Source organism: Acidobacteriota bacterium (assembly GCA_030949985.1).
Lineage (GTDB): Bacteria > Acidobacteriota > Polarisedimenticolia > J045 > J045 > JALTMS01.
The window spans coordinates 256,233-279,704 of the sequence record JAUZRX010000023.1 but is presented as its reverse complement, the minus strand read 5'-3'; the positions used below and the strand labels follow the sequence as shown (position 1 = coordinate 279,704).

Genomic DNA, 23,472 nt, shown 5'->3' with positions numbered 1-23,472 from the left:
GCCGCAGAGCGGTAGCGGAGGATCGATCGATGGGCAAGAGCAAGGTGGCCGTCCTGCGTACGGCGCCGGCGACCGTACTCGAGGACTACCACCGCCTGATGAACCTGGCGGACTACCGGGAGGTGATCGACCCTTCGGTGGATACGGCGCTGAAGATCAACATCTCGTGGCATTTCTTCTACCCCTCCAGTTCCACCACTCCCTGGCAGCTCGATGGTGTGATCTCCGCGCTCAAGCAGGATGGCTACGACCCGGCGCTGATCCACGGCTGTCACAACCGCACGGTGGTGATCGACGCCCACCTGGGCGAGCGCGAGAACAAGCATCTCGACGTGATCGAGCGCCATGGCTTGCGCAACGTGCATCTCTACGAAGGCGAACCCTGGATCAACGTCCGCGACGCGGTGGGCGAGTTGGCCAACGACTTCCTCTGCCTCAACGAGGTCTATCCCGACGGTTTCAACATCCCCCGCCGCTTCATCGGCGAGAACATCATTCACCTGCCGACGATCAAGACCCACGTCTTCACCACGACCACCGGGGCGATGAAAAACGCCTTCGGCGGCCTGCTCAACGAGCGGCGTCACTGGACCCACCCGGTGATCCACGAGACCCTCGTCGACCTGCTGATGATCCAGAAGAAGATCCACAGCGGAGTCTTCGCGGTGATGGACGGCACCTTCGCCGGTGACGGACCCGGGCCGCGCTGCATGGTGCCCCACGTCAAGAACGTGCTGCTGGCCTCCGCCGATCAGGTGGCCATCGATGCGGTGGCGGCGCGGATGATGGGTTTCGATCCGCTGCAGATCAAGTTCATCCGACTGGCTCACGACCGGGGTCTGGGAGTGGGGGATCCGCGGGAGATCGAGATCGCCGGTGACCAGGAGGCGGCCGCCCAACGCTGGAACTTCGACGGTCCCTTCCGCAAGATGACCTTCGCTTCCCGGATGCAGCACAAGATCTACTGGGGCCCGCTCAAAAAGCCCATCGAGTGGTCGCTCAAGACCGTTCTCGCGCCGTGGGCCTACGTGGCCAGCGTGATCTACCACGACAGCTTCTGGTACCCCCTCAAGGCCCGTCGGATGATGCAGCAGGTGCTCGACAGCGAGTGGGGCCGGCTCTTTCGTGACTGGGAGAACGCCGAGCGGGACGCCCGGGGTTTTCCCGCCTTCGCCGAACGGCCGGCCCGGTTGCGACGCACGGGCCTGCGGGCCCTGGGGACTTCCCTGGGCGTGCTGGCGACCTGTGTGAAGGAGGCGCCCGAAGTGTTGCAGCGCCGCAGGCGCCGGAAGACCTGAGGGCCTCCGTGTCCCGCGCGGCGCAGGGTGGGGCGGGGGTGGCCCGCTGGGTGACCGGATGCGTGGCCCTGCTGGCGCTGGCGGGCCTGGTGGCGGGAGGGGCCGTCGGCGTGGCGGCCCTGGCCCTGGGCGCGGCTCTGTTGCCTCCGGCGGTGATCGTCGCCGTCGCGCAGGGCAGGAGGGGGGCGGTCCGGGTCGTCACCGCCCTCGCCGTGGCCCTGGCCGGTCTTCTGGCGGGAGCCGCGGGGCTGATGCTGCTGCTTGCGGATCCCGTGCTGCGTTTGCTGGTGATGTTGGTCGGCCTGTGGGGGCTGCCGCTTCTGCTGACTTCTCTCGGCTACGCCTGGGTCCACTCCCGCTCCTGCGCTCGATGAACGAGGGATGGCAGGTGGGGGGGGCGGCCCTGGTCAGCGCCGGCATCTACCTGGCGCTGATGCTGGGAGTGGGCATCTGGTCCCTCGGGCGCACCCGCGATCCCCGGGACTTTTTCCTCGCCGGGCAGCGGCCGGGCTTGTGGACGATTTCGCTGGCCACCATGGCTTCGGCGTTCAGCGGTTTCGTCTTCATCGGGGGACCCGGGCTGACCCTGCGGTTGGGTACCACGTCGCTGATGATCCTCGCCCCCCTCGGTTTCACCGCCGCGGCTTTGTGCTGGACCTGCGGGGGACGGTTGCGGGCGATGGCCGAGGGCGGCGGCGTGCTCAGCCTGCCCCAGGTCGTCGAGCGGCGTTTCGCTTCCCGGGCGGCCGGAGCCTGGGCGGCGACGGCGGTACTGCTCGGCTCCGTGGCCTACCTGGCGGCCCAGGTGCTGGCCCTGGGCGTGGTGGCGGAAAACATCTTCGCCTTCGACCGGTATTTCGGCCCCTGGGCCCGGCCGGCCGCCCTCGCCCTGGGAGTGGCCGTGGTGGGGTTCTACGCCGCCGCGGGGGGGATGCGCGCCGCGGTGGCCACGGATGTGATCCAGGGACTGCTGATGCTCGTCACGGCGGCGGGGGTCACCGTCTTCGCCCTGCGAGCCACGGGAGGCGTGGGGCCGGCCCTCGGCGCCATCGAGGCCTCGGCCCGATTCGGCAAGGACTTTCTCGACCCCCTCGGCGGTCACCGGGCGCAGACGGCCTTTGGCTTTTTCTTCCTGTTCGGAGTCGGCACCCTGGGCCAGCCTCACTTGCTGCACAAGTTCTTCATGCTGCGCCAGGCTCGCGATCTGCGCTGGATGCCCCTGACCGTGGGCCTGAGCCAGTCCCTCTGCGTGGTGGTGTGGATGGCGGTGGGCCTGGGAGTGGCCGCCCTGGTGGCCGGCGGAGCGATGGCCCTGCCGACGGACCCGGATGCCGCCGCGCCCGCCTTCCTTGCCGGCTTCACGCCCCCGTGGATGGCGGGACTGGCGCTGGCCGGGGTCCTGGCCGCGGTGATGTCTTCGGCGGACTCCCTGGTCAACCTGGGGACGGCGGCCCTGGTCTGGGACCTGCCCCGGCTGGTGGGGCGCCGGCCTCGACGGGTGCTGGTGCGGGGGCGGCTGGTGACCGTGGGCCTGATGGTGGCGGCGGGCGTGCTGGCGGGGCTGGTGGGCGATCTGGTGGCCCTGGTGGGGACCTTCGCCTTCGGCGTCTTCGCCGCTTCTCTCGCGCCGGTGATGGCCCTGGGCCTGGGCTGGAGGCGGGTGGGGGCCCGGGCGGCTTGCCTGTCCATGGGCACCGGTCTGGTGCTCGCCGTGGGCCTGGAGACCGCCGCGCGCCTGGGAGGCGTCGACGGGCTGGCCCGCTGGGGCCTGCCGGCGGGCACCGTCCCCGGTGCCGTCGCCCTGGCGGCCTCCCTGGCGGTGCTGGTGGTGGCCGCCGCGCTGGGGCCGGGAGCCGATCCCGGGCCGCCGGAGCCGTCAGCGCCGGTGGGTTGAGGCCGCGGTGCTCAGGCCGGTGGCCTCGCGGGCAGCGGCCATCACCTCCCGGGCCACCTCCCGGGCGCGGGCCGCGCCCTGTTCGAGCACCCCTTCGACGTAGGCCTCGTCGGCGGCGATCTCCCGCCTTCGCTGGCGCAGCGGCTCGAAGGTGCGGTTGTAGGCCGCGTGCAGCCGTTTTTTCATCTCGCCGTAGCCGATGCCGCCCTTGACGTAGTCGGGGCCGATGGCCTCGGCCTCCCGGGGGTCCAGCAGGCGGTAGAGCTGCATCAGGGTGTCGTCGGGATCCTTCGGATCGTCCACGCCCTTCGAGTCGGTGACGATGCGGGCGAAGTAGGTCTTGAAGACCTTCTTCTCGGTCAGTTCGTCGGGCATGAAGATGGGGATGGTGTTGTCGTAGCTCTTGCTCATCTTCTCCCCGTCCAGGCCGGGGACCTTGCGACCGGCTCCGAAACGCCATTCGGGACGCACGAAGACCTCGCAGGAGAAGGCGGCGTTGAAGCTCTGGGCCATGTCCTGGGCCATCTCCACGTGCTGCTGTTGATCCTTGCCCACGGGGACCACCGTCGAGCGGTAGATCAGAATGTCCGAGGCCATCAGGACCGGGTAGCAGAACAGGCCCATGCTCGGCTTGACGCCCCGGGCCACCTTGTCCTTGTAGCTGTGGGCCCGCTCGAGCAGGCCCATCCCCGTGCAGCAGCTCAGCAGCCAGGTGCACTCGGTGACCTCCGGCACGTCGCTCTGGCGAAAGAACGTGGCCTTGTGAGGATCGAGGCCCAGGGCCAGGTAGTCGATGGCCACCTCCCGGGTCAGTCGGCGGAGCCGCGCGGCGTCCTGGATCGTGGTCAGGGCATGGTAGTTGGCGATGAAGTAGAAGGCGCCTTCCGGTCCGGAGGTCTCCTCCTGGAGCTGGATGTGCTGCTGGATCGCGCCGAAGTAGTTGCCCAGGTGGAGGGTCCCTGTGGGCTGGACCCCCGACAATACCCGTTTGAAGCTCATCTTCGCTCCCCTTGGCCGTGCGCCGGCTCCCGCGGGCGGGCCGTTGAAGGGCGGGATTATAGCCCGCCGGGCCGCCCGCCCCGCGGGGCCTTGCCGGGGGTGGGGGGTGACTGTAGCCTGAGGGTTCGCTGCGGCGGTGCCGCGGACGGACCCACCTGGAGCGAGAGGAGCCCCTGCGATGCTTGGTCGGATCTCGGTGGCCGGGATCCGCTTTCACGCGTTTCACGGCCTGACCCGTCTCGAAAGAAAAGTCGGCGTTCGCCACCGGGTGGACGTGTGGATGACCTCCGACGTCGCCCGTGCGGCGGAGTCCGATCGCATCGAGGACACCATCGATTACCGGGAGGTCCACGACCTGGTGGTGCGGGTCGGGCGCCAGAATTCCTTCCACCTGATCGAGACCCTGGTGGTGCGCCTGTGCCGGGAGCTGCTCGAAACCTTTCCCGCTTGCCGCGAAGTGGAGGTCAGCGTGCGCAAGGAGACGCCGGTGCTCGACGGCATGGTCGATACCGTGGGTGTCGAGCTGCGCATGAGCCGGGAGGAGATGGACGCATGATCGTCCGCCGCAGCTACACCTTCGAGGCCAGTCACCAGCTTCCCCGGCACCCGGGCAAGTGTCGGCGGCTCCACGGGCACAGCTACCGTTTCATCGTCGAGGTGGAAGGGGAGATCGATCCCGTGCAGGGCATGGTGATCGATTTCTTCGATCTCGACGAGATCGTCGATCGGCGGATTCTCCAGCGGCTCGATCACCGGCACATCAACGACCTGATCGAAAATCCCACCGCCGAGTGGATCGCCGTCTGGATCTACCGCCAGTTGCGGGAGGAAGTGCCGGGGCTGCGCTCGGTGGAACTCTTCGAAGTGGAGAGCGCTTCGGCGCTCTACCGGGGCGAGTTGGAGAGCGCGTCATGAACCGCGAGAAGATGGAGCAGGGCATCCGGCTCTTTCTCGACGGGGTGCTCGACGGTCGCGGGGCGAACCCGGAGGTGCTCGACGCCACGCCCCGGCGTGTGGCGCGGGCCTGGGCCGAGGACCTGGCGGCGGGATATGGCGAAGATCCACGGTCGTTCCTCGAACCGATCCAGGTCGAAAGGGCCCGGGGGCCGGTGGTGCTGCGGGGCGTTCGCTTCACCTCGCTCTGCGCCCATCATCTGCTGCCCTTCCGGGGCGAGGCGAGCGTGGGATTCCTGCCGCGGGAGGCCCACGTGGGGCTCGGCGGCATCGCGCGGATGATCGACTCGCTGGCCCGGCGGCTCTGCCTGCAGGAGACCCTGACCGCGGAGATCGCCGACCATCTCAACCAGGCCCTGGAGCCCGAGGCCGTCGTGGTGCTGGTGGAGGCCGAGCACCTTTGCCTGTCCGTGCGGGGGGCTCGCAAGACCGGCCACCGATTCCGTACGCTCGAGCGCCGGGGTTCGCCCTCCGCCGAACTCGACGCTCTTCTGCTCTGAGCCCGTCGCCGCCCTTGTTTCAGGGGCAGAATGAGGTTTAATAGGCGTCACGGGCGGGAAGCCCCCGAGCCCAGGAGAGCATCGGCATGAACATCGCGGTCGTGGAGCATGGCAAGGTCGTGGTCCTCAGTCCCGAAGGCGACATCAAGGTCGGCGAGGGCGACGTGGCCGTGCGGCGGAAGATCCAGGAGCAGCTGGCGGAAGGCAAGCGGTTTCTGGTACTCGATCTGTCACACGTTCGCTTCATGGACAGCGCGGGGCTGGGAGAGTTGGTCGCTTCCCTCAAGCGGGTGCGCGAGGCGGGGGGCGAGCTGAAGATCGCCCACGTCAACCAGCGCATCTCCGACGCCCTGACGGTGACCCAGCTCGTCAGGGTGCTCGACATCTATCCGGACCAGAGTTCCGCCATCGCCGCCTTCGTCTGAGGGTGGCCCGGCGGCTTTCGCTGAAGACCAGGAAGGGGCTGCGATGAAGATCGGCGTGCACCACCTCGACAGGGTCTGCGTGCTCGAGCCCCAGGGACAGATCGTCCATCCTGAAGGCGGCCGCGGTTTGCGCGACGTGTTCCGCGAAGAAGTCGAAAACGGGCAGCGGCGCTTCGTGCTCGACATGGCCGGCGTTCCCTACATCGATTCGGCGGGCGTCGGCGAGCTGGTGGCCTCCCTCAAGAAGGTCCGGGAGGCGGGCGGCGACATCAAGTACGCGGCCGTCTCCCAGCGGGTTTCCGACACGCTGCTGTTGCTCGGCCTGGTGGAGATCCTCGAAATCCATGCCAGCAGGGAAGAGGCCATTGCGGCCTTCGTCTGATCTGTCCCGACTCGGGTGGTTGGCGGTCGCTCTGCTGCTGGGGGGCGCGGGGCCGACGGCCGCCGAGACGGTCACGCTTTCCGGTGCGGCGCCTTCCCTCAGGGCGCGCATCGATCCGGGGATTCCCGTCGACCCGCCCGCGGTGCGCATCGGCCTGGGCGGGCTTCGGGACAAGGTCTCGGTCGGCGTCACCGGGGGCACCCTGGCAGTGCTCGACGGCCACGACGGCCGGGAGGCCTGGCCCGGACACCGGGCGGGCGACCTGCTGGTGGTTCCCGCCGGGGGCCGCGTGGCGGGCCGTCGGGTGGACTACCGGGTGCAGGTGGGTTCCTTCCGCGCCGAACCGGCGGCGCAGGACCTCGCCCGTCGCCTGGAGGCCGAGTTCGGCGTACCCGCCGAGGCGGTGTGGCAGCCGGCCCGGGGCGTGTGGCGTGTCTGGGTCGGTCGCCAGCCTCGCCGGCAAGACCTGGAAGACGTGCTCGCCCGCCTGCGGGCCGGCGGTTACAAGGATGCCTGGGTGGTCGAGCAGGAACTCGAGCTGCGTGCGGACGTCCACCTGGGGCTGCTGGACCGGACCTGGGCGATGCATCCGACCCGGAGCGAGTCGCTGGTCTTCATCGCCCGCGGCGGCGGCCTGCTGACCGTCGATGGTCGGCCCTATCGCGGCATGATCGAGGTGGTCTCCACGCCCCAGGGTCGGCTCCGCGTGATCAACGAGATCAACCTCGAACTCTACCTGCGCGGCGTGGTGCCCGAGGAACTGGGTCCCGCGGTGTGGCCCGAGCCGGAGGCGCTCAAGGCCCAGGCGGTGGCCGCCCGAACCTACGTGCTGGCCAACCTCGGGCAGTATGCCGCCGAGGGCTACGACATCTGCGACACTCCGCGTTGCCAGGTCTATGGGGGCGCGGCCAGCGAACACCCGATGACCGACCGGGCCGTGCGGGAGACCGCGGGCCGGATCCTGGTCTACCAGGGCCGGCCGATCAACGCCATGTACACCTCCACCTGCGGTGGACACACCGAAGACGTGGAGGCGGTGTTCCCCGACCTGGTGGGGCCGTACCTCAAAGGCGTGCCCACGGTGCCCTCCCCGCGGACGCTCCGCCGCCTGGTGATGCCGGTGGAGGGACCGGCCCTGCCGGCCCTCGCGTCCGCCGCTGAACACGGTGGCGGCGACAGCCTGGGACTGGTGCGCCTGGTGGCCGCGCAGGTCGTCCCCCCCCAGGTGCTGGACCCGGCCTTTCGCGCCGCCCCGGTGACGGCGGCCGAGTTCGACTCCTGGCTGGCGGGCCTCGCGCAGCGCGCGGGGCGTCCCGCGCCGGCCGCCCTGGACTCCCCTCCGACGCGCCTGGAGGCCTGGCGACGTCTGTGCGCCGTGGTGGCCTGCGCGCCCGGTCGGGGAGAACTGGCTCCCGGGGACGAACGCTGGGTGCTCGGTGGGGTCACCGGCCTGGAAGCGCTGGCTGCCGAGGACCGGGCGTCGGTGGCCGAACTGGTGGTGCGGGAACTGATCCACCCCGGTCCGGGGGGGCGTTTCGATCCCCGGGGCCGGGTGACCCGCGGCGAGGCGCTGGCCTGGATCGTCGCCCTCGCCGAGCGCTACCAGGTGGCGCCCCTGGCCCGGGGGAGCGTGCGCCGGCTCCAGCGGGGCAGGCTGGTGATTCGCCAGCGTCGCTCGGCGCGGGCCTGGAGCCTCGACCCGCGGCCCTACTTGCTGGCGCGTACCGGCGGGCGCTGGCACCTGGCGGAGAGGGTCGAACTGCTTCCCGGGGATCGCGTGCGCTTCGTCGGCGATGCCCGGGGGCGGCTCCTGGTGCTGGCCGTGGAGGCGCGCAAGAGCGCTTCGGACGACCGTTTCTCGCGGCGTTATCGCTGGGAGAAGAGCCGCAGCCGGGAGGAACTGGAAAAGACCCTCGGGAAGGTGGCTCCCGTCGGCCGTTTGCTGGATCTGCGCATTCTGGCTCGCGGCGTCTCGGGTCGGGTGGCGATGATCGAGGTCGAGGGGACCGGCGGCACCGCGCAGGTGGAGGGGTTCCGCATCCGCCGCGCCCTGGACCTGCCCGAGACGCTCTTTTCCCTCGAGGTGCAGCACGACGCGGACGGCAGTCTGCGACGGGCGATCTTCTCGGGTCGGGGATGGGGCCACGGCGTGGGGCTGTGCCAGGTCGGGGCCTACGGGATGGCGATGCGAGGACGGGACTGGCGGGAGATCCTGCACCACTACTACCACGACGTGAAGATCGTCCGGGCCAGGATTCGGAGCCGCTGAGCGATGGGGGACGGCCCCCCGTTGCCGGTGCTGGCTCTCTTCGGGCCCACCGCCTGCGGCAAGACGGACCTGGCCCTGGCGCTGGCCGACCGCCGCCGTGTGCACCTGATCAATGGCGATGCGGTGCAGGTCTACCGGGACCTGGGTGCGGGCACGGCTCGCCCCCGGGGGGGCGAGACCCGTCATCCCTGGGCCCTGACGGGCTGGCTCGAACCCACCGATCCGGTCGACGTGGCGCGCTGGCTGGCGGCGGCCGCCGCCGAGATCCGCTGGGCCGTCCGGGCCGGCCGGCTGCCGGTGGTGGCGGGAGGATCGGGGCTCTACCTGCGGGCTCTGGTCGAGGGGCTCAGCCCGGCGCCCGGGCGGCAGGAGGGTCTGCGCCGCCGCCTGCGACGGCTGGCCGAGGTCCGCGGCCGGGGTTTTCTGCACCGGATCCTCGGACGCCTCGACCCGGAGGCCGCCCGGCGCCTGGCGCCGGCGGACCTGCCGCGGGTGATCCGGGCGCTGGAAGTGCGGGTCAGCACGGGCCGCAGCCTGCTCGCCTTCCACACGGGAGGCGGGGCGCGGAGTTACCGTGTGCTCGAGGTGGGCGTCGGTCTGCCAAGGCCGGTGATGGATCGGCGGATCGACCGGCGGGTCGAACGCTTCCTGCGGCGGGGACTGGTGGCCGAGGTGCGGTGGCTGCTCGAGACCCGGGGGCTGGCCCCGGAGAACCACGCCCTGCGCGCCATCGGCTACCGGGAGACGGTGGAGTGGTTGCGTGACGGTCGCCGCGGCGGGGAGTCAGCCCTCTGTCACCGGATCCAGCGCCATACGCGACGGCTGGCCCGCCGCCAGCTGACCTGGTTTCGGGGCCGCCCCCGCGCCCTGTGGCTCGATCCCCGTTGGCCGGGCGCCCTCGATCGCCTGGTGGAGCTGGTCGACCGGCACGCGAAAGCCGGTGCGCCGGCCTGACCGCCCGGGACCTTTGGTCTATACTCCCGCAAATGACGGACGAACAGGATCTGCAAAACGCGTATCTGAACCGACTGCGCCGGGAAGGGCAGCGGGTGGCGGTGTGGCTCGTCTCCGGCAAACGCCTGGTGGGGCGAGTCAAGGGGCACGATCGTTTCACCGTGCTTCTCGACCTGGGAGGCAGCGAGCAGCTGATCTTCAAGCACGCCATGGCCGCCATCTCGCCCTACCGGGAGCGCGTGGCGCCCAGCACGCCGGCCTGACTCAGGAGCGGCGGAACAGCCCCCCTCGAGACGTTCCCGTACCGGCACCCTCCGACGACAGCTCGCGGATGCGCGATTGGAGTCGCTCGATCTTGGTCTCGTATTCCGTACGCAGGGCTTCCACCGTCCGGGCGAGTTTCTTGCGCTCCTCCTCGCCGGCTTGCAGCTTGGCCTCCCACGAACCGGCGGCTTCCCGTTGCTGCCGGAGTTCTTCCTGCAATTGCCGGATCTGCTGCTCCCGCTCCTGCACCTCCTGGTCGTGGCGGGCTTGGAGATCCTCGTAGTGACGCTCGATCTCGAGCAGGCGGTGGATCCGGGAATAGTCGGCATCGGAAGGCATGTCACCCTCGCTCCCCGGCGCGTCACCCGCGCCGGCGCTGAAGAAGAACTTGCGCATCATCAGGTCCAGGTCCGACGGGCTGGCGGAGATCTCGAGGGCCGTTTCCTTGCGGATCACGCCGTTGATCACCAGGGCCGCCAGGGACTGGTTCATGGACTGCATGGAGTAGTAGGAAACCGATTTCTCCATCTCTTCGTGCACTTCCGTGATGTTGCCCTCCTTGATCAGCTTGCGGATGCGCGGCGAGTCGCGAAGGATCTCCACCGCCGCTACTCGCCCCCGGCCGTCGGCGCGTTCGACGAGTTGCAGGCTGACCACGCCCCGCAGCACCTCGCTCAGTTGCTGGCGCACCTGGGCGTGCTGGCCGGAGGGAAACATGTCGATGATCCGATCGATGGTCTGGGCCGCGTTGTTCGTGTGCAGGGTGGTCAAGACCAGGTGGCCGGTTTCCGCGGCGGTGAGGGTGGTCGCCATGGTCTCCAGGTCGCGGTTCTCACCGACCATGATCACGTCGGGATCCTGGCGCAGGGCGTTGCGCAGGGCCATGGCGAAGGTGGGTGTATCCGCGCCCACCTCCCGCTGGGTCACCGCCCCCTTGCCGTCGCTGAGCAGGAATTCGATGGGATCCTCGATGGTGACGATGTGGACCAGCCGGGTTTCGAGGATCAGCCGCAGGAGGGCGGCGAGGGTGGAAGACTTGCCCGACCCCGTCGGCCCGGTGATCAGCACCAGCCCCTGCTTGAGGTTGATGAACTCCTTGAGCACATCGGGCAGGCCCCACTCGTCGAGGGAGGGGAACACGAAGGGCACCCGCCGGAAGCAGGCGCCGAGGGTGCCGCGCTGGTAGAAGACGGTCCCGCGGAAGCGGGAGACGCCCTTGAGGGAGTAGCCGAACTCCACCGCCAGGTTCTCCTCCAGGGCGGCGAGCTGGCGCTCGGTGAGCAGGCCCCGCAACAGTCCTTCGAGGTGCTCGGGAGCCAGGGGGGCTCCCTTGAGGGGGATCAGCCGGCCATTGAGCCGAAGCAGGGGGGGGCGCATGGGCTTGAGGTGCAGGTCCGAGGCTTCTTTCTGCACCATGAAGCGCAGCAGATCGTCGAGCTGGTAGACGGTCGCAGCCGGGCTCTCGCTGGTCGTCACGTCATCTCCCGGGGTGATCGGTTGCGGCCGGCCGGCTTTCGCCCACCGGCCGGGCTCCCGTAGAATCTAGGTTTCACGCCACCCGGAGGCCAACCGCCGCGCCATGCCGTTTCCCGACAACCTTCTGCGCCAGCTGACCCTGGCCAATCAGCTCACCCTGCTGCGCCTGGTGGCGGTCCCGGTCCTCGCCCTGGCCCTGCTCTACGGCCGGGTGGGCCTGGCCCTGGGGATCTTCATCGCCGCGGGCATCACCGACCGTCTCGACGGCATGGCGGCCCGGCGCTTCGGCCAGCAGACCGCCCTCGGGGCCTTTCTCGATCCGGCCGCCGACAAGCTGCTGATGCTGGTGGTCTACGTGGTGCTGGCGATGCCGGATCAGCCCCGTCCTTTTCCGGACTTCTTCCTGGCCCACCACGCGCCGGCCTGGCTGACCTTTCTCGTGGTCACCCGGGACGTGATGATCGTGCTGGTTTCCGCGGGCATGTACCTCCACGCCGACGTGGCCAGTTTTCCACCCACCCGGCTGGGCAAGTGGACCACGGGCTTCGAGCTTGTCACCGCGGGGGTCTTCCTGCTGGCCAACGTGGTCGCCCTGGTGCCGCCCTGGCTGCTGACCTTCGTGGCGGCGGCCACCGGGGCCATCGTGGTGGCCTCGGGCCTGCAGTATCTGCTGCTGATCGCTCGCCGCCTGCGGGCCGAGGGGGAGGGGAGGGGCGATGCGGGTTGACCGGGAGAGTCTCGATCGGCTCGAGTGGGGCGAGCTGACCACGATCGTCGCGCGCCGGATGCGTACGCCCATGGGCCGCCGCCGCGCGGGCCGGCTGGCCCCGCTGGAAGCCACCGACCAGGTACTGGCGGTTCAGCGGCGGGTGGAGGCCATGCGCCTGCGGCAGGCCCGCTTCGGTTCGCTGCCCCTGGCCGAGGTGACCGACCCGGGACCCTTGCTCGAGATGCTGCAGGTGGAGGGCAGGAGCCTGCAGGGCGAGGAAATCTACGCCATGACCCGCCTGCTGATCGTGGGGCGGGAGGTGGCCGGCGCGCTGCGTCAGCTGGATCCGGAGGACTACCCGGCCCTCTCCGGCGAATGGGCGCGTTTTCCCGACCTGGAGGCGGTGATCGGGGCCATCGAGGGCAGGATCGGCTCCACCGGCGAGTTGGAAGATCACGCCAGTCCCGAACTGGCCCGGCTGCGGGAAGAGATTCGCGCCCTGGGGGATCGGCTGACCTCGGTGCTGGAAAAGCTGATCCAGGCCGAGTGGACCGCTCCCGTTCTGCGCGACCGGTACATCACCGTACGCAACGACCGTTACGTGCTGCCCGTGCGCACGGACACCCCGCGCCGGTTCCACGGCATCGTTCACGGCTCGTCCGCAACGGAAAAGACCCTCTTCGTCGAGCCGATGGAAACGGTGGAGATCAACAACCGCCTGGTGGCCCTCAAGGAGGAGGAGGCCCGCGAGATCGAGCGCATTTTGGCCCGCTTCACGGCCCTGCTGCGTTCCCGGCGGGAAGACATCGCCGTCACCGCCGAGGTGCTGGGCGAAATCGACCTGCTGGCGGGGATCGCGGCGTGGGCCGAAGACACCGGCGCCTGCCGGCCCGAGATGGACCCCGGCTGCGGCCTGGTGCTCGAACAGGCCCGTCACCCCCTGCTCGAAGACAGCCTGGCCGGGCGGGGCGAGACCCTGGTGCCGCTGGACCTGGACCTGCCCCGCGAACTGCGGGGCCTGGTGATTTCCGGGCCCAACGCCGGGGGCAAGACCGTGGCGCTCAAGACCGTAGGCCTGCTGGCCCTGATGGCGCACGCGGGGATGCCCCTGCCGGCCCGTCGTGCCCGGATCCCCCTGCTGGGCGCGTTGATGGCCGACATCGGAGACGAGCAGTCCCTCGAGGGGGGCGTCTCCACCTTTTCGAGCCATGTGCGCAACCTGGCCCGCATGCTCGAGGATCTCGAGGCCCCGGCGCTGGCGCTGATCGACGAGATCGGTACCGGAACCGACCCGGCGGAAGGGGCGGCCCTGGGTACCGCCGTGCTCGATCGCCTGCTCTCTCGAGGGGTGCACGTGGTGGCCACCACCCACCACCTGGCGGTCAAGACCTGGGCCTACCGGAGGGACGGGGTGACCAACGCGGCCTGCGAGTTCGACGAGCGGAGCCTGCGCCCCACCTACCGCCTGGTGCCCGGAGTGGCGGGTTCGTCCATCGGCCTGACCATGGCTGCCCAACTCGGTCTCGACCCGGAAGTGGTGGAGGAGGCCCGGCGGCGCCTCGATCCCAGCGGCGCGGAGGCTGCGCGGGCCCTCGAGAACGTGCAGGCCCTGGCCGGCCGCCTGGCGGCCCGGGAGGCGGAGATCACCCGCCGCCGGCGGGAGCTCGACGAGCAGGCACGGGCCGAGAGGGAGAAGTGGGAGAAGCGCGAGGAAGCCCGCCGGCGGGAGTGGTCCCGGCGACTGGACGAGCTGGCGCGCTCGTATCGCAAGCAGGCGCGGGAGATGATCGCCCGCCTCGAAGACGCCAGGGAGCGGCGGCGCCTCGAGCGGGAGCAGGCACGCCGGGAGCGGGAGCTGCGCCGGCGCTTCGAGGAAGACAGTCGGGTGGCCCGCTCGGTGGAGCCGGCTCCCGCCGCGTGGGAGCCCGCCCCCGGTGAGAAGATCTGGGTCGTGAGCCTGGGACGGGAAGGCGTCGTGCGGGACTGTTCGGGCCATCGGGCCGAGGTGCAGCTCGGCCAGGCCCGCTTCACCGTTTCCCGGTCCGACCTGCGGCCCCTGGGGTCCGAGGCTCCCGGCGGAGAACCTTCCCCGGACCCGGCGCCGGTGCGGCGCCGGCCCCGGCTCGCTTCGGCGGTGCAGGCTGAACTGTCGGAGAAGGTCGTGCCGCTCGAGTTGCACCTGCTGGGCTTTCGGGTCGATGAGGCTCTCTCCGCGCTGGACAAGTATCTCGACGATGTCGCCCTGGCGGGCTACCGGGAGGTGCGGATCGTGCACGGCATGGGAACCGGCCGGCTGCGGCAGGCGGTGCGGAAACACCTCGACCGGCACTACCCCTCCCTGAGCTGGCGGCAGGCGTCCGCCCGGCAGGGCGGGGCGGGGGCCACCGTCGTACGCATGGAGGAAGAGTGAGCCGGTGGCGCCTGGGGTGCGGGGGCGCCCTGCTGCTTCTGCTGGTGGTGCTTGTGGGCCTGCGGCCCGGCGCGGCGGTCACTCTCTGGCGGCAGGCCGAGTTCCTGCGCGCGGGGGCCCGGTCGGGAAGCCTGGTCGTCGATGACCAGGAACTGGCCTGGATCCAGTTGGGCCCTCCCGGGGGCGAGCCGCTGATCCTGGTTCACGGCCTGCGGGGGGAGAGCACGGTGCTGCTCGCCATGGCGCGGGGGTTGGTCGAACGCGGCTACCGGGTGATCGCGATCGATCTGCCCGGCCACGGCCGCTCGCCCCGTCCCGCCCCGGGTTTCGACATCGGCCGGGCTGCGGAACTGGTGGCGCGGGCCACGCAGGAACTGGTCCCCGGTACCCGGCGGCCGGCTCTCGTCGGCCACTCCATGGGAGGCTGGATCGTGGCCCTCGCCGCCCTCGAACACCCCGAGCGCTACTCGCGGGTGGTGCTGATCAGCGCGGCGGGATTCATCTTCGAGCCGCCTTCCTACCCCCTGCTGCTGCCCCGCACGACGGACGAGGCCCGGCGGGGACTGCCGCTTCTCTTCGACGATCCCCCCTGGGTGCCGGGACCGATTCTCTGGGTCGCCTCCCGGCGTGAGATCCGCACCAGCCTGGACCTGCTGCGCTCCGCCGCGGACGGGCGCTACCTGCTCGAGGGCCTGCTCGGCGCGATGGTTCCCCCGGCCCTGGTGATCTGGGGCGAAGGTGACCGGCTGATCCCCCTCGAGACCGGGCGGGAAATGGCCGCCGAACTCGGCGCCCCTTGCGTCGTCGTTCCCCACGCCGGCCACATGGTGGTCTGGGAAGATCCCCAGGCCGTGGCCACCGCCATCGCGGACTTCATCGAAGACGATTAGCCCGACGGAGGGCGCGCCGTCGTCGCCCCGTCGCCCGGGGTGGGTCAGTCGATCGACAAGCCCCGTAACAGGGGAGCGAGGAAGGGATCGCGCTCGAGTTTCCGCCGGGCGGGGGCGGAGCCCGCCAACGCTTGCACCAGGGGCGAGTCGGGGGCCAGGGTGCGCGCCTCGGCCAGCAGCTTCCGGGCCCGGGTCGGCTGGGAGGCCCTCAACAGGGCCAGGGCGAGGGCGGCCAGGTAGTCGGGCTCGGTGGGATTCGCCTGGTGCAGCGTCTCCAGCATGGTCAGGGCTTCCTTGCGGCGTCGGGGGTTTCCCGCGAGCAACAGCGCCAGGTGGTAGCGCGGAAGGGCGAAGTCCTCGTCGAGGGCCAGGGCCTGCTCGAGCAGGGAGACCGCGTCGCCTCGGCGGCCCTGGGCGGCGGCGCGGCGGGCGCGGGCGTCGAGGTCGGCGGCCATCTTGCCGGTGTCCGCCGCGGCGGGACGGGCGCGCCGGTTTTCCCAGGCCCGGCGCGCTTCGGGGTCGGTGAGCACGGCCAGGGCCTGAGGGACCAGGGCGAAGGCGGTTTCCACCTGCTCGTGGAAAGAAGCCAGCGGGCCCTGGCGGAAGCGATCGGGATGGAACCGTCGCACGACTCGGTAGTAGGCCCGGCGCACCTGCTCCGCGGGGGAAGAGGGCTCGACGCCGAGCAGGCCCGCCAGGTCTTCCCGGCGGGCGCAGGCGAGCCAGCGCTCGAGCTCCTCTCGGTCGAGGGCCCTGTCTTCCGCTTCGGGTTTTTCCGGGGCCTGGCCGGGGACCAGCAGGTCCAGGCGCAGGAAGCGCGCGGCCCATTGCCGCTCGGAAGCCTCGAGTTCGGCGGTGGAGACGGGTTGGGCCAGGCGATCGAAGAGCCGGCGTCCCCCGGCGTCGAGTCCCTCGAGTCCCTCGGGAGGGATCCGGCGGGCGACGAGCCAGGCCGGCAGCGGCGTGGTGGTCGCGGTCTTCTCATCGAGGTCGAGGGCGGCGGCCAGGGCGGGCCACCGGGCCACGGGTTCGAGTCCGAGGTCGACCTTGCCGGGCAGGATGCGGTAGCGAGCGCCCTTCCAGCCGGCGCACTCCCCGAGCAGGGCGCGGAGGTGGCGTTTGAGCAGGCCGGGGACCGCGTCTGCGGGGACGAGCCCGGAGGCGCCGAGGCAGGCGCCGGTCAGGGGATGGTCGGCGGCCCGGGCGACGGTGGCCTCCAGGAGCGTGGGATCTTCCGGCTGCCACTGCTCGTCGGCGACCAGCCACTCGAGCAGCCGGTCCTCGCGGGCGTTGGAGATCGACAGTTGCAACTCGCCCTGTTGGATGACGAAGCGGCGGACCAGCCGCTGGAGGGTCAGCTCGAGCATGCCGGTGGCCCGCAGTACGCCGAGGGCCGCCAGCAGCGCGGGCAACGAGTCCCGACGCAACTCACCCTCGGAGCGGAGCTTCAGCTGCGGTCGCTCAACCAGCGTCGCCATTCTTCGATCAACTCCTCCCGGGGTGCACCGAAGGCTTCCAGGAAAGCATCGTTCTCGGGGCGGCCTTCGGCCAGTAGATCGATCAGCCAGAGCAGGCGCGTGCGGGAGTAGCGCTGGTCGAGGAAGGCGGTGAAGACCAGGGCCGTCGGATACGCGAAGGGCTCGATGCCCACGGCACGCCCCCGCTCGACGGCCAGCGCCAGGGCCGGACGCACCGTCGTCAGGGCGCGGGGCTCGAGCCATTGGGCCAGGCCCTCGTGCAGCCAGCGCGGCACCCGCCCGCGGCCCCGGTGATGCACCAGCGCGTGGACCAGCTCGTGGCGGGCGACCCGGCGCAGACCGGCGGTGATCGTCGTGACGCCACCCACCGGCAGGCGGATCTTACCGTCGAAGAGGCCGGCCACCTCGGGACCGGTGCGGGTCGTTTCGTGAAACTGCTGGCGGGTGTAGAGGATCACGGTGATCGGCTCGACGGGCCAGCTCCCCACCTCGTCGCCCAACTCGCGCAGGCTCTCCTCGAGCACGTCCAGCAAGAGGCGTCCGAGGCGTTCGTCCCGCTCACCGTCGTAGCGCAGCACGAAGTGCTGGGAGTCCGCTCGCAGGTAGCCGCGCTCGGAGTCCGCTTCCCGCTGGATCTTTTCGATCCGTCGGGCCAGGCGGGGATCGCTCCCGCGGGCGGCGAGCGCCTGCCGGTAGCGTTCGAGGGCGTCGGCCAGCCGGTTGTCCCGATAGAGCAGTTCCGCCTGCAGCTCGAGCAGGTGGCTGTCGGATGGGTAGGCGGCCAGCCCCGTTTCCACCACCCGCCGCGCTCCGTGGACATCGCCTTGCCGGAGCAGCAGCCAGCCCAGTTCGATGCGGGCCGGCCGATGCTGAACCACCCGGGCGAGCGCGGCTTCGTAGTCCGCGATGGCGCGGTCCACGTCGCCGCTGCGAGAGTAAGTCCGGGCGCGCAGCACGTGGAGATCGGCGAGGCCTCTTTCGATGCGCCCGGAGAGTTCGGTGCTGCCCGCCCGGAGCAGCTCGGTCTCCAGCCGTTCGATGGCCGTGCTGAGCTGCTCACGGCTCTTGGGGGCGGGAGCCTTTGCGGAAGGGGCGGGATCGCGGCGGGAAGAAGCGGCGCTGGGTTCCGGCGGCGGGTTTGCGTCGGCCCGCAGGCTGGGATCGGTGTCGGAGGCATCGGCCTCGATGCGCACCACGTCGCGCCGGGGAATGCCGATCACGCCGGCGTCGGTCTGGTAGTAGAGAGTGCCGTCCTCCTCCCACCACTGGCCCACCCGCAGGGTTCCGCCCCCGACCAGGTGCAGGACGTCGGTCCGGGCGATGCCGACGGGGACCAGCACCGCCAGGGCGGCGAGGAGGCGCAGGAGAAAGGTCACGCCGTCGAATATGCCGCCGGGGGGGGCGGTCCGCCAGAAGCGCGGTCGGGAGGCGAACTCAGCGCATGAGCTGGGCGTTCGAAATCGCCCGGGGTTTGCCGGCGCCGCGGAAGTAGGCGGGTACCGAGGCGATGGCGTCGCGGGCGCTCGCCTCGCTGGCGAAGCGGCCCCAGCAGAGGCGGTAGCAGTTCTTTCCCCGGAAGGTGGTGGGGTAGACCCGAAGGTCCGGGTCCCGCACCTTCTGGAAGGCGCGGGAGACCGTCTCGGGTCGGCAGGCCAGCAAGACCTGCAGGGTCCACTGGGTCGGGTTGCCGGAGCGAGCCAGGGTCGTCCCCATGGCGGCGGCCTCCGGCACCCGGCCGTCCCGGGCCAGGCGAGCCATCTCGGCGGGGTCGGCCGTGGCGCCCGCCGGCGCGTCCCCGGTCCCGGTCAGGGCCGCGGGGCGGGGAGCCGGCCGCTCGATGGCGGGAGGGACCGGAGCCGGCGGCGGCGGACTTTCCACCGGCGCTTCGAAGGTCGGTTCGACTTCCTGGGGAATGTCGGGCACCGCCCGGTAGTCCAGGTTCGCGGCCTCGGTCTCGCCCGCCTCGGGAGTGGGGGCCGGAGGTTCTTCGCGCGGCGCGGCGAGGGGGTCACCGGCGGGGTCCGGGCCGTCGGTGGCGGCCGGAGGCGGAGTCATGCCATGCAGCCCGGCGAGGGCGTCGGCGGTGTCCGACGAGCGGGAACGGAGCCAGAGCGCCGACCCGACGATCACCACCACCGCGGCGAAGATGATGGCCGTGGTCAGAAACGTGCGCCGGGCGGGGGCGTCGTCTTCGTCGTCGAAGCCGTCGTCGTCGAAGGTGATCGGTCCGTCGTAACGCAGCTCTTCCGCCGGCTGGCCATCACTGACCGAGTCGAGGGGGTCGTGCTGCTTGCCGTCGCTCTTGTGCTGATCGTCAGTCATGGTGAACCCTCCTCAGTGCGTCTCAGTGCGTCCCCAGGGACCGCGTACTCACGCTCCGTGGCGATTATAGGACAAAACTCCCCCCGCCCGCGCGCAAGCCGCCGGGGGGGCGGCCGTGTCGGCCGGGTCGCCGGGGGCTGCTAGGCTTGTGCCGCGCGGACTGCGCGGCGGGAGCTGCTGATGGAGGCCAGGTTCGACATCCTCGTCATTGGTGCCGGCGTCGCCGGCCTGCGGGCGGCGCTCGCCGCGGCCCGGGCCGGGGCCCGGGTCGGCGTGGCCACCAAGGACCGACCCGAGGATTCGAGCACCGGGAAGGCCAAGGGCGGGATCGCCGTGGTCCTCAGCGGTGAGGAACAGGACCTGGTGCTCCACGAAGAGGACACCTTCGGCGCCGGCGCCGGGCTCTGTGATCGGACCGCCGTGAGGGTGCTGGTGCGCGACGGGGGCGAGGAGGTGCGCCGGTTGATCGACTGGGGGGCGCGTTTCGACCGGGAGGACAACCGCTATCACCTGACCCGCGAGGCGGCCCATTCCACGGCCCGTATTCTCCACGCCGGCGGGGACGCCACCGGGCGGGAGATCATCCGCACCCTGGTGGGTCGGGTGCGGGCCGAAGAGAAGATCGAACGGCTGCCCGGGGCGATGGCCACCGCGATCCTGGTGGAGGACGGGCGCGCCGTGGGAGCGCGCCTGCGCCTGCTCGACGGACAGCCCCTCGACGTGCTGGCGCGGGCGGTCCTGTTGGCGACCGGTGGGATGGGCTGCTGCTGGGCGGTGACCAGCAATCCCCCCGAGGCCACCGGCGACGGCCTGGCCCTGGCTCTGCGGGCGGGCTGCCTGGCGGGAGACCTGGAATTCGTCCAGTTCCACCCCACTTCCCTGGCCCTGCCCGGCGCGCCCCCTTTCCTGCTGACCGAGGCCCTGCGCGGGGAGGGAGGGGTGATCCGGAACGAAGAGGGCGAGCGCTTTCTCGGTCGCTTCGATCCGCGGGGAGAACTGGCACCGCGGGACGTGGTGGCCCGCGGCATCGCCCGGGAGATTCTCCGACAGAAGGGAAGGCCGGTCCTGCTCGATCTCGGGGGCCTCGAGGAAGGCTTCGTCGAGCGGCGCTTTCCGGGTGTGCTGGCGGCCTGCCGCAGCTACGGTCTCGACCCGTTGCGGACGCCGATCCCCGTGCGTCCGGCGGCGCATTACGCCATGGGCGGCGTGGTCACCGATCTGTGGGGGCGCACCACCCTTCCCGGCCTCTACGCCGCGGGGGAGGTGGCCTCCACCGGTGTGCACGGGGCCAACCGCCTGGCCAGCAACTCCCTGCTCGAGGGGCTGGTCTTCGGCGCCCGGGCGGCGCGGGCGATGCTCGGCGATGCCGGGCCGCCCGTGCCGGCACGGGCGCCCGTCGCTCCCCCTTCTCCCCGTCTCTATCCGGGGCGACGGGCCCAGGTCCAGGAATTGGCGGAGCTTTCCCTGGGTATCGTGCGCTCGCGGGCCGGGCTCGAGCGGGTGCTCGAAGAGCTGGAGTCCATCGTGCAGAACGATCGTCACGCCGAGGAGGGCGATCCGCGCCCCTCGCGGGAGGTGGCCAACATGGTTCTCGTGCTTTCGGCGCTGGCCCGCAGCGCCCTGTGGCGGGAAGAGAGCCGGGGGGCTCACCGGAGGGAAGACTTCCCGGCCGCCGACGAAGAGCGCTTTCGTGTCCACTCCCGCGTCGACCTGGCCGGTGAGGTGACCTCCGCGCCGGTGGACTTCCAGGCCGAGTGAGGGAGCCTGGGAGGAACGGGCCGGGGGGGGCGTTCTGGCGGAGATCCGTTACTCGATGCGGGAAAACAGCCGCGACCAACGGGTCTTGGAGACCAGGTGGGGAATCTTGCGGGCGATGGACACCAGGCGCTTGAAGCCGGTGTTGAGGTGGTCGTTGCGCTGTTCTTCGTAGGACCACCAGATCAGGAAGGCGCGTCCCTTGACCAGGGAGCGGGGCACCGCCCCCCAGTAGCGGGAGTCCCGCGAGTTGTCCCGGTTGTCGCCCATCATGAAATAGGAGTCGTGGGGAATCAGCCGCGGCGCCATGGAGGGCAAGGCCAGGTTGTGCTCGGGGAGCACGTAGGGCTCGTCGAGAAGCCGGCCGTCGATGAAGATCCGCCCCCGGCGCAGTTCGATGGTCTCGCCCGGCAGACCGATGACCCGCTTGACCAGGTCGATCTCCGGATCTTCCTTGCTCTGGAAGACGATCACGTCCCCCCGGCGGATCTTGCGCTGGCCGAGCCACCGGGCCGGCTCCTGGCCCGGGCTGCCGTAGAGGTTGCGGTTGATCAGGATGTAGTCGCCGATCAGGAGCGTGTTGAGCATCGACCCCGTGGGAACCTTCGAGCGCATGACCACGAAGCCCTGGAGGAACATCACCAGCAGTACGCAGATGACGATGGTTTCCGCGTACTCGCGGACCACGCTCTTGGGTCGGGGGCAGGGCCCGGCCAGGGCTGCGGGAGCGGTGCCGCCGGAGGCCGCGGCAACGTGGGTGTCGTCCATGGTTTCTCCGCTTTCCCGCCCCTGCGGGGCAGGCGGTTGCGCCCCGAAAGTACTCCAGGTCGGCAGCCGCCGCATCTCCGGCCGGCGGCGAGCGTGGTGTGCCCGGGGGGGGCGGGGCCGGTATGATGCCCTGCCGGCGGCGCCCCGGGATCGGCGGGGGCGGCGGCCGGAGGGAGACCAAAGACGATGAACGAGCAGAGTGTCGCAAGGGTCGTCCGGGGGCGGCCGGGAGCGGTGGTGATGGTCGCGCTGTTGCTGGCGCTGGCGGGTTGCGGCGGGGGAGGGGCCGAATCGCACTGTCGGCCGACCTTCGTGACGGCCGGCGAGAAGGCGCCCGAGGTGACCCTGGTGGGCCTGGACGGCAAGCCGCAACCCCTCCATGCGCTGATCGAGGGCAAGGTGGCTCTCGTCGATCTCTGGGCCACCTGGTGCGCGCCCTGCGTGGCGGCGATGCCCCACTTGCAGGAACTCTACGAGAAGTACAGGGACAGGGGCTTCGTGGTGGTCGGTGTGATGTCCGACAGCAACGCCACCACCCTCGGCGCCGACGGCTTCAAGGACAAGGGCGTCAGCTACCCGATGCTGCTGGATGACGGCAGCGAGGCCATGGCCTGCGCCTGGGGGCCGGTGATGGGCTACCCGCTGGTCATTCTGGTCGATCCCGAGGGTACGGTGATCGAGACCTGGTCGGGCACCGTCGGCACCGAGCGGATCGCGGAGAAGATCGAGAGCGTTCTGGCCGCCGCCGGCGATCCGACCGGGGCGGAGACCGCCACGCCGGAGGGCGAGGCCGAGTCCGCCGCTCCCGTATCCAGCCGATGATGCCGGGGCGCACGATGCTGCGGGGCGGCGTGAGGGCCGGACTGGTGTTGCTGGGCGGCCTGTGCCTGCTGCCGTCTTTGCAGGCGTCGGGGGAAACCCCCGTCGAGATGCACCTGGCGCTGCTGGCGCAGGCCTGGGGCCCCGAGACGCCGGAGCGCCTGGAGCACTTCCTCGAGGTGCGGGAGAGCATCTCCCACCTGGTTTTCGATCGGCGCTACCAGATCGGCATTCAGCAGTGGGCCCTGCGGGAGGCGGGGACCATGCCCAGTTTCGGCCCCGCGCTCTTCGGCGTGTTGTCCATGCGTCGTGAAACCGACCAGCGACTGGCCGAGCGGGGCCTGACCATGAGCGACTTCCTGCGCATGACGATCCTGGTCTACGGCCGCTGGCTGCGCGCCGTCCGGGAAGGGCCGCCTCCCGAGGTGGACGTGATCCGCGCGCTGCAGGAACTGGAGGTGGGCCTCGAGCGACACCTGGCCAACAATCCTCCGGAGAAGGCGGGCGATCTCGAGCGACTCGAACAGCGCCTTCTCGCGGTCAGGCACCAGTTGCGCTTCCTGCGCCCCTACAACATGGACGAGGCGTTCAAGAAGCGGGTGCTCGAACGCATCGATCCGGCGACCCGGCGCTGGCTCGAAGAGCACCGGGAGCGGATCGAAGCGGTGGATTTCCGCTACTTCGACACGGCCCCGCCGGCCCGGGAGAAAACGAAGAAGAAGGAGACTTGACCCCCGGGGCCAGGGGCCTAGATTCTCCCGTGGACGCTTCATGACCCCCCTTGCTCACGGGGAGATCGGCTCGGTTGCCGGTCTCCCCGTTCTTCTTGTCCTCGGAATCCGGCCACCGGACGGGTTTTCCTCCGGAGTTGGAGAAAAAAGAGTTCTGGCCCTAACCTGTCGGTCC

General features: G+C 70.7%; 23 protein-coding genes. 17 read left to right on the top strand and 6 right to left on the bottom strand.

Features of this window, described 5'->3' with window-relative positions; translation table 11 throughout:
• Window positions 1–29 precede the first annotated feature (29 nt).
• From Q9Q40_06995 to Q9Q40_06985, 3 genes are read left to right on the top strand one after another with little or no spacing between them, the layout of a single operon-like run.
• Complete coding sequence (locus tag Q9Q40_06995) at window positions 30–1,298, top strand: DUF362 domain-containing protein (GenBank protein MDQ7006962.1); 1,269 nt, start codon at window positions 30–32, stop codon at window positions 1,296–1,298.
• An 8-nt stretch (window positions 1,299–1,306) separates the two neighbouring features.
• Window positions 1,307–1,672, top strand: a complete 366-nt coding sequence (locus Q9Q40_06990) for a hypothetical protein (GenBank protein ID MDQ7006961.1) — start codon at window positions 1,307–1,309, stop codon at window positions 1,670–1,672.
• Window positions 1,669–3,192: a hypothetical protein gene (locus tag Q9Q40_06985; protein MDQ7006960.1), complete on the top strand. Its 1,524-nt coding sequence runs from the start codon at window positions 1,669–1,671 to the stop codon at window positions 3,190–3,192. The genes Q9Q40_06990 and Q9Q40_06985 overlap by 4 nt, the downstream gene beginning before the upstream one ends.
• On the opposite strand, the gene trpS is transcribed toward Q9Q40_06985, so the two are convergent.
• The gene (trpS, locus tag Q9Q40_06980) at window positions 3,175–4,191 is read right to left on the bottom strand and encodes a tryptophan--tRNA ligase (GenBank protein ID MDQ7006959.1); all 1,017 of its coding nucleotides are present in this window, start codon (window positions 4,189–4,191) and stop codon (window positions 3,175–3,177) included. The two genes, Q9Q40_06985 and trpS, sit on opposite strands and share 18 nt — an antisense overlap.
• A 178-nt stretch (window positions 4,192–4,369) precedes the next feature.
• Here trpS and folB point away from each other — a divergent pair, with 178 nt between their 5' ends.
• The 8 genes from folB (at window position 4,370) to hfq (ending at window position 9,938) form a co-directional block, all read left to right on the top strand.
• Entirely contained in the window at window positions 4,370–4,747 is a 378-nt protein-coding gene (gene folB / locus Q9Q40_06975; protein MDQ7006958.1) for a dihydroneopterin aldolase, read from the top strand.
• Complete coding sequence (gene queD, locus Q9Q40_06970) at window positions 4,744–5,106, top strand: 6-carboxytetrahydropterin synthase QueD (GenBank protein MDQ7006957.1); 363 nt, start codon at window positions 4,744–4,746, stop codon at window positions 5,104–5,106. The genes folB and queD overlap by 4 nt, the downstream gene beginning before the upstream one ends.
• On the top strand, window positions 5,103–5,645 hold the full coding sequence (locus Q9Q40_06965) for a GTP cyclohydrolase I (GenBank protein ID MDQ7006956.1): 543 nt from the start codon (window positions 5,103–5,105) through the stop codon (window positions 5,643–5,645). Before queD ends, Q9Q40_06965 begins: the two co-directional genes overlap by 4 nt.
• A gap of 86 nt (window positions 5,646–5,731) precedes the next feature.
• The gene (locus Q9Q40_06960; protein MDQ7006955.1) at window positions 5,732–6,070 is read left to right on the top strand and encodes an STAS domain-containing protein; all 339 of its coding nucleotides are present in this window, start codon (window positions 5,732–5,734) and stop codon (window positions 6,068–6,070) included.
• A gap of 43 nt (window positions 6,071–6,113) precedes the next feature.
• On the top strand, window positions 6,114–6,452 hold the full coding sequence (locus tag Q9Q40_06955) for an STAS domain-containing protein (GenBank protein MDQ7006954.1): 339 nt from the start codon (window positions 6,114–6,116) through the stop codon (window positions 6,450–6,452).
• A 19-nt stretch (window positions 6,453–6,471) separates the two neighbouring features.
• Window positions 6,472–8,721, top strand: a complete 2,250-nt coding sequence (locus Q9Q40_06950; protein MDQ7006953.1) for a SpoIID/LytB domain-containing protein — start codon at window positions 6,472–6,474, stop codon at window positions 8,719–8,721.
• Window positions 8,722–8,724: 3 nt separating this feature from the next.
• Window positions 8,725–9,675: a tRNA (adenosine(37)-N6)-dimethylallyltransferase MiaA gene (gene miaA, locus Q9Q40_06945; GenBank protein MDQ7006952.1), complete on the top strand. Its 951-nt coding sequence runs from the start codon at window positions 8,725–8,727 to the stop codon at window positions 9,673–9,675.
• A 32-nt stretch (window positions 9,676–9,707) separates the two neighbouring features.
• Window positions 9,708–9,938: an RNA chaperone Hfq gene (gene hfq / locus Q9Q40_06940; protein MDQ7006951.1), complete on the top strand. Its 231-nt coding sequence runs from the start codon at window positions 9,708–9,710 to the stop codon at window positions 9,936–9,938.
• 1 nt (window position 9,939) lies between these two features.
• On the opposite strand, the gene Q9Q40_06935 is transcribed toward hfq, so the two are convergent.
• Entirely contained in the window at window positions 9,940–11,415 is a 1,476-nt protein-coding gene (locus Q9Q40_06935) for a PilT/PilU family type 4a pilus ATPase (GenBank protein ID MDQ7006950.1), read from the bottom strand.
• Window positions 11,416–11,518: 103 nt separating this feature from the next.
• Between Q9Q40_06935 and Q9Q40_06930 the strand changes: the two genes are divergently transcribed.
• The 3 genes from Q9Q40_06930 to Q9Q40_06920 are packed head-to-tail and all read left to right on the top strand — an operon-like array spanning window position 11,519 to window position 15,424.
• Window positions 11,519–12,142: a CDP-alcohol phosphatidyltransferase family protein gene (locus Q9Q40_06930; protein ID MDQ7006949.1), complete on the top strand. Its 624-nt coding sequence runs from the start codon at window positions 11,519–11,521 to the stop codon at window positions 12,140–12,142.
• Window positions 12,132–14,534, top strand: a complete 2,403-nt coding sequence (locus Q9Q40_06925) for a Smr/MutS family protein (protein MDQ7006948.1) — start codon at window positions 12,132–12,134, stop codon at window positions 14,532–14,534. The genes Q9Q40_06930 and Q9Q40_06925 overlap by 11 nt, the downstream gene beginning before the upstream one ends.
• The gene (locus Q9Q40_06920) at window positions 14,531–15,424 is read left to right on the top strand and encodes an alpha/beta fold hydrolase (GenBank protein MDQ7006947.1); all 894 of its coding nucleotides are present in this window, start codon (window positions 14,531–14,533) and stop codon (window positions 15,422–15,424) included. Before Q9Q40_06925 ends, Q9Q40_06920 begins: the two co-directional genes overlap by 4 nt.
• Before the next feature lie 44 nt (window positions 15,425–15,468).
• On the opposite strand, the gene Q9Q40_06915 is transcribed toward Q9Q40_06920, so the two are convergent.
• From Q9Q40_06915 to Q9Q40_06905, 3 genes are read right to left on the bottom strand one after another with little or no spacing between them, the layout of a single operon-like run.
• Window positions 15,469–16,902, bottom strand: a complete 1,434-nt coding sequence (locus Q9Q40_06915) for a DnaJ domain-containing protein (protein MDQ7006946.1) — start codon at window positions 16,900–16,902, stop codon at window positions 15,469–15,471.
• Window positions 16,872–18,278 carry a tetratricopeptide repeat protein gene (locus Q9Q40_06910; GenBank protein MDQ7006945.1) on the bottom strand — a complete coding sequence of 469 codons (1,407 nt, stop codon included), beginning with the start codon at window positions 18,276–18,278 and terminating at the stop codon, window positions 16,872–16,874. The genes Q9Q40_06915 and Q9Q40_06910 overlap by 31 nt, the downstream gene beginning before the upstream one ends.
• Window positions 18,279–18,336: 58 nt before the next feature.
• Window positions 18,337–19,224: a hypothetical protein gene (locus tag Q9Q40_06905; protein MDQ7006944.1), complete on the bottom strand. Its 888-nt coding sequence runs from the start codon at window positions 19,222–19,224 to the stop codon at window positions 18,337–18,339.
• A gap of 180 nt (window positions 19,225–19,404) precedes the next feature.
• On the opposite strand from Q9Q40_06905, the gene nadB reads away from it, so the two are divergent.
• Window positions 19,405–20,982, top strand: coding sequence for an L-aspartate oxidase (nadB, locus tag Q9Q40_06900; protein ID MDQ7006943.1), 1,578 nt, complete (start codon window positions 19,405–19,407; stop codon window positions 20,980–20,982).
• 48 nt (window positions 20,983–21,030) lie between these two features.
• Here the strand turns inward: nadB and lepB are convergent, their stop codons facing one another.
• The gene (lepB, locus tag Q9Q40_06895; protein MDQ7006942.1) at window positions 21,031–21,747 is read right to left on the bottom strand and encodes a signal peptidase I; all 717 of its coding nucleotides are present in this window, start codon (window positions 21,745–21,747) and stop codon (window positions 21,031–21,033) included.
• A gap of 186 nt (window positions 21,748–21,933) precedes the next feature.
• On the opposite strand from lepB, the gene Q9Q40_06890 reads away from it, so the two are divergent.
• Window positions 21,934–22,569 (top strand): TlpA disulfide reductase family protein, encoded by a 636-nt coding sequence (locus tag Q9Q40_06890; GenBank protein ID MDQ7006941.1) that lies wholly within the window; start codon window positions 21,934–21,936, stop codon window positions 22,567–22,569.
• Window positions 22,566–23,297: a hypothetical protein gene (locus Q9Q40_06885; protein MDQ7006940.1), complete on the top strand. Its 732-nt coding sequence runs from the start codon at window positions 22,566–22,568 to the stop codon at window positions 23,295–23,297. Before Q9Q40_06890 ends, Q9Q40_06885 begins: the two co-directional genes overlap by 4 nt.
• Window positions 23,298–23,472: the final 175 nt, after the last annotated feature.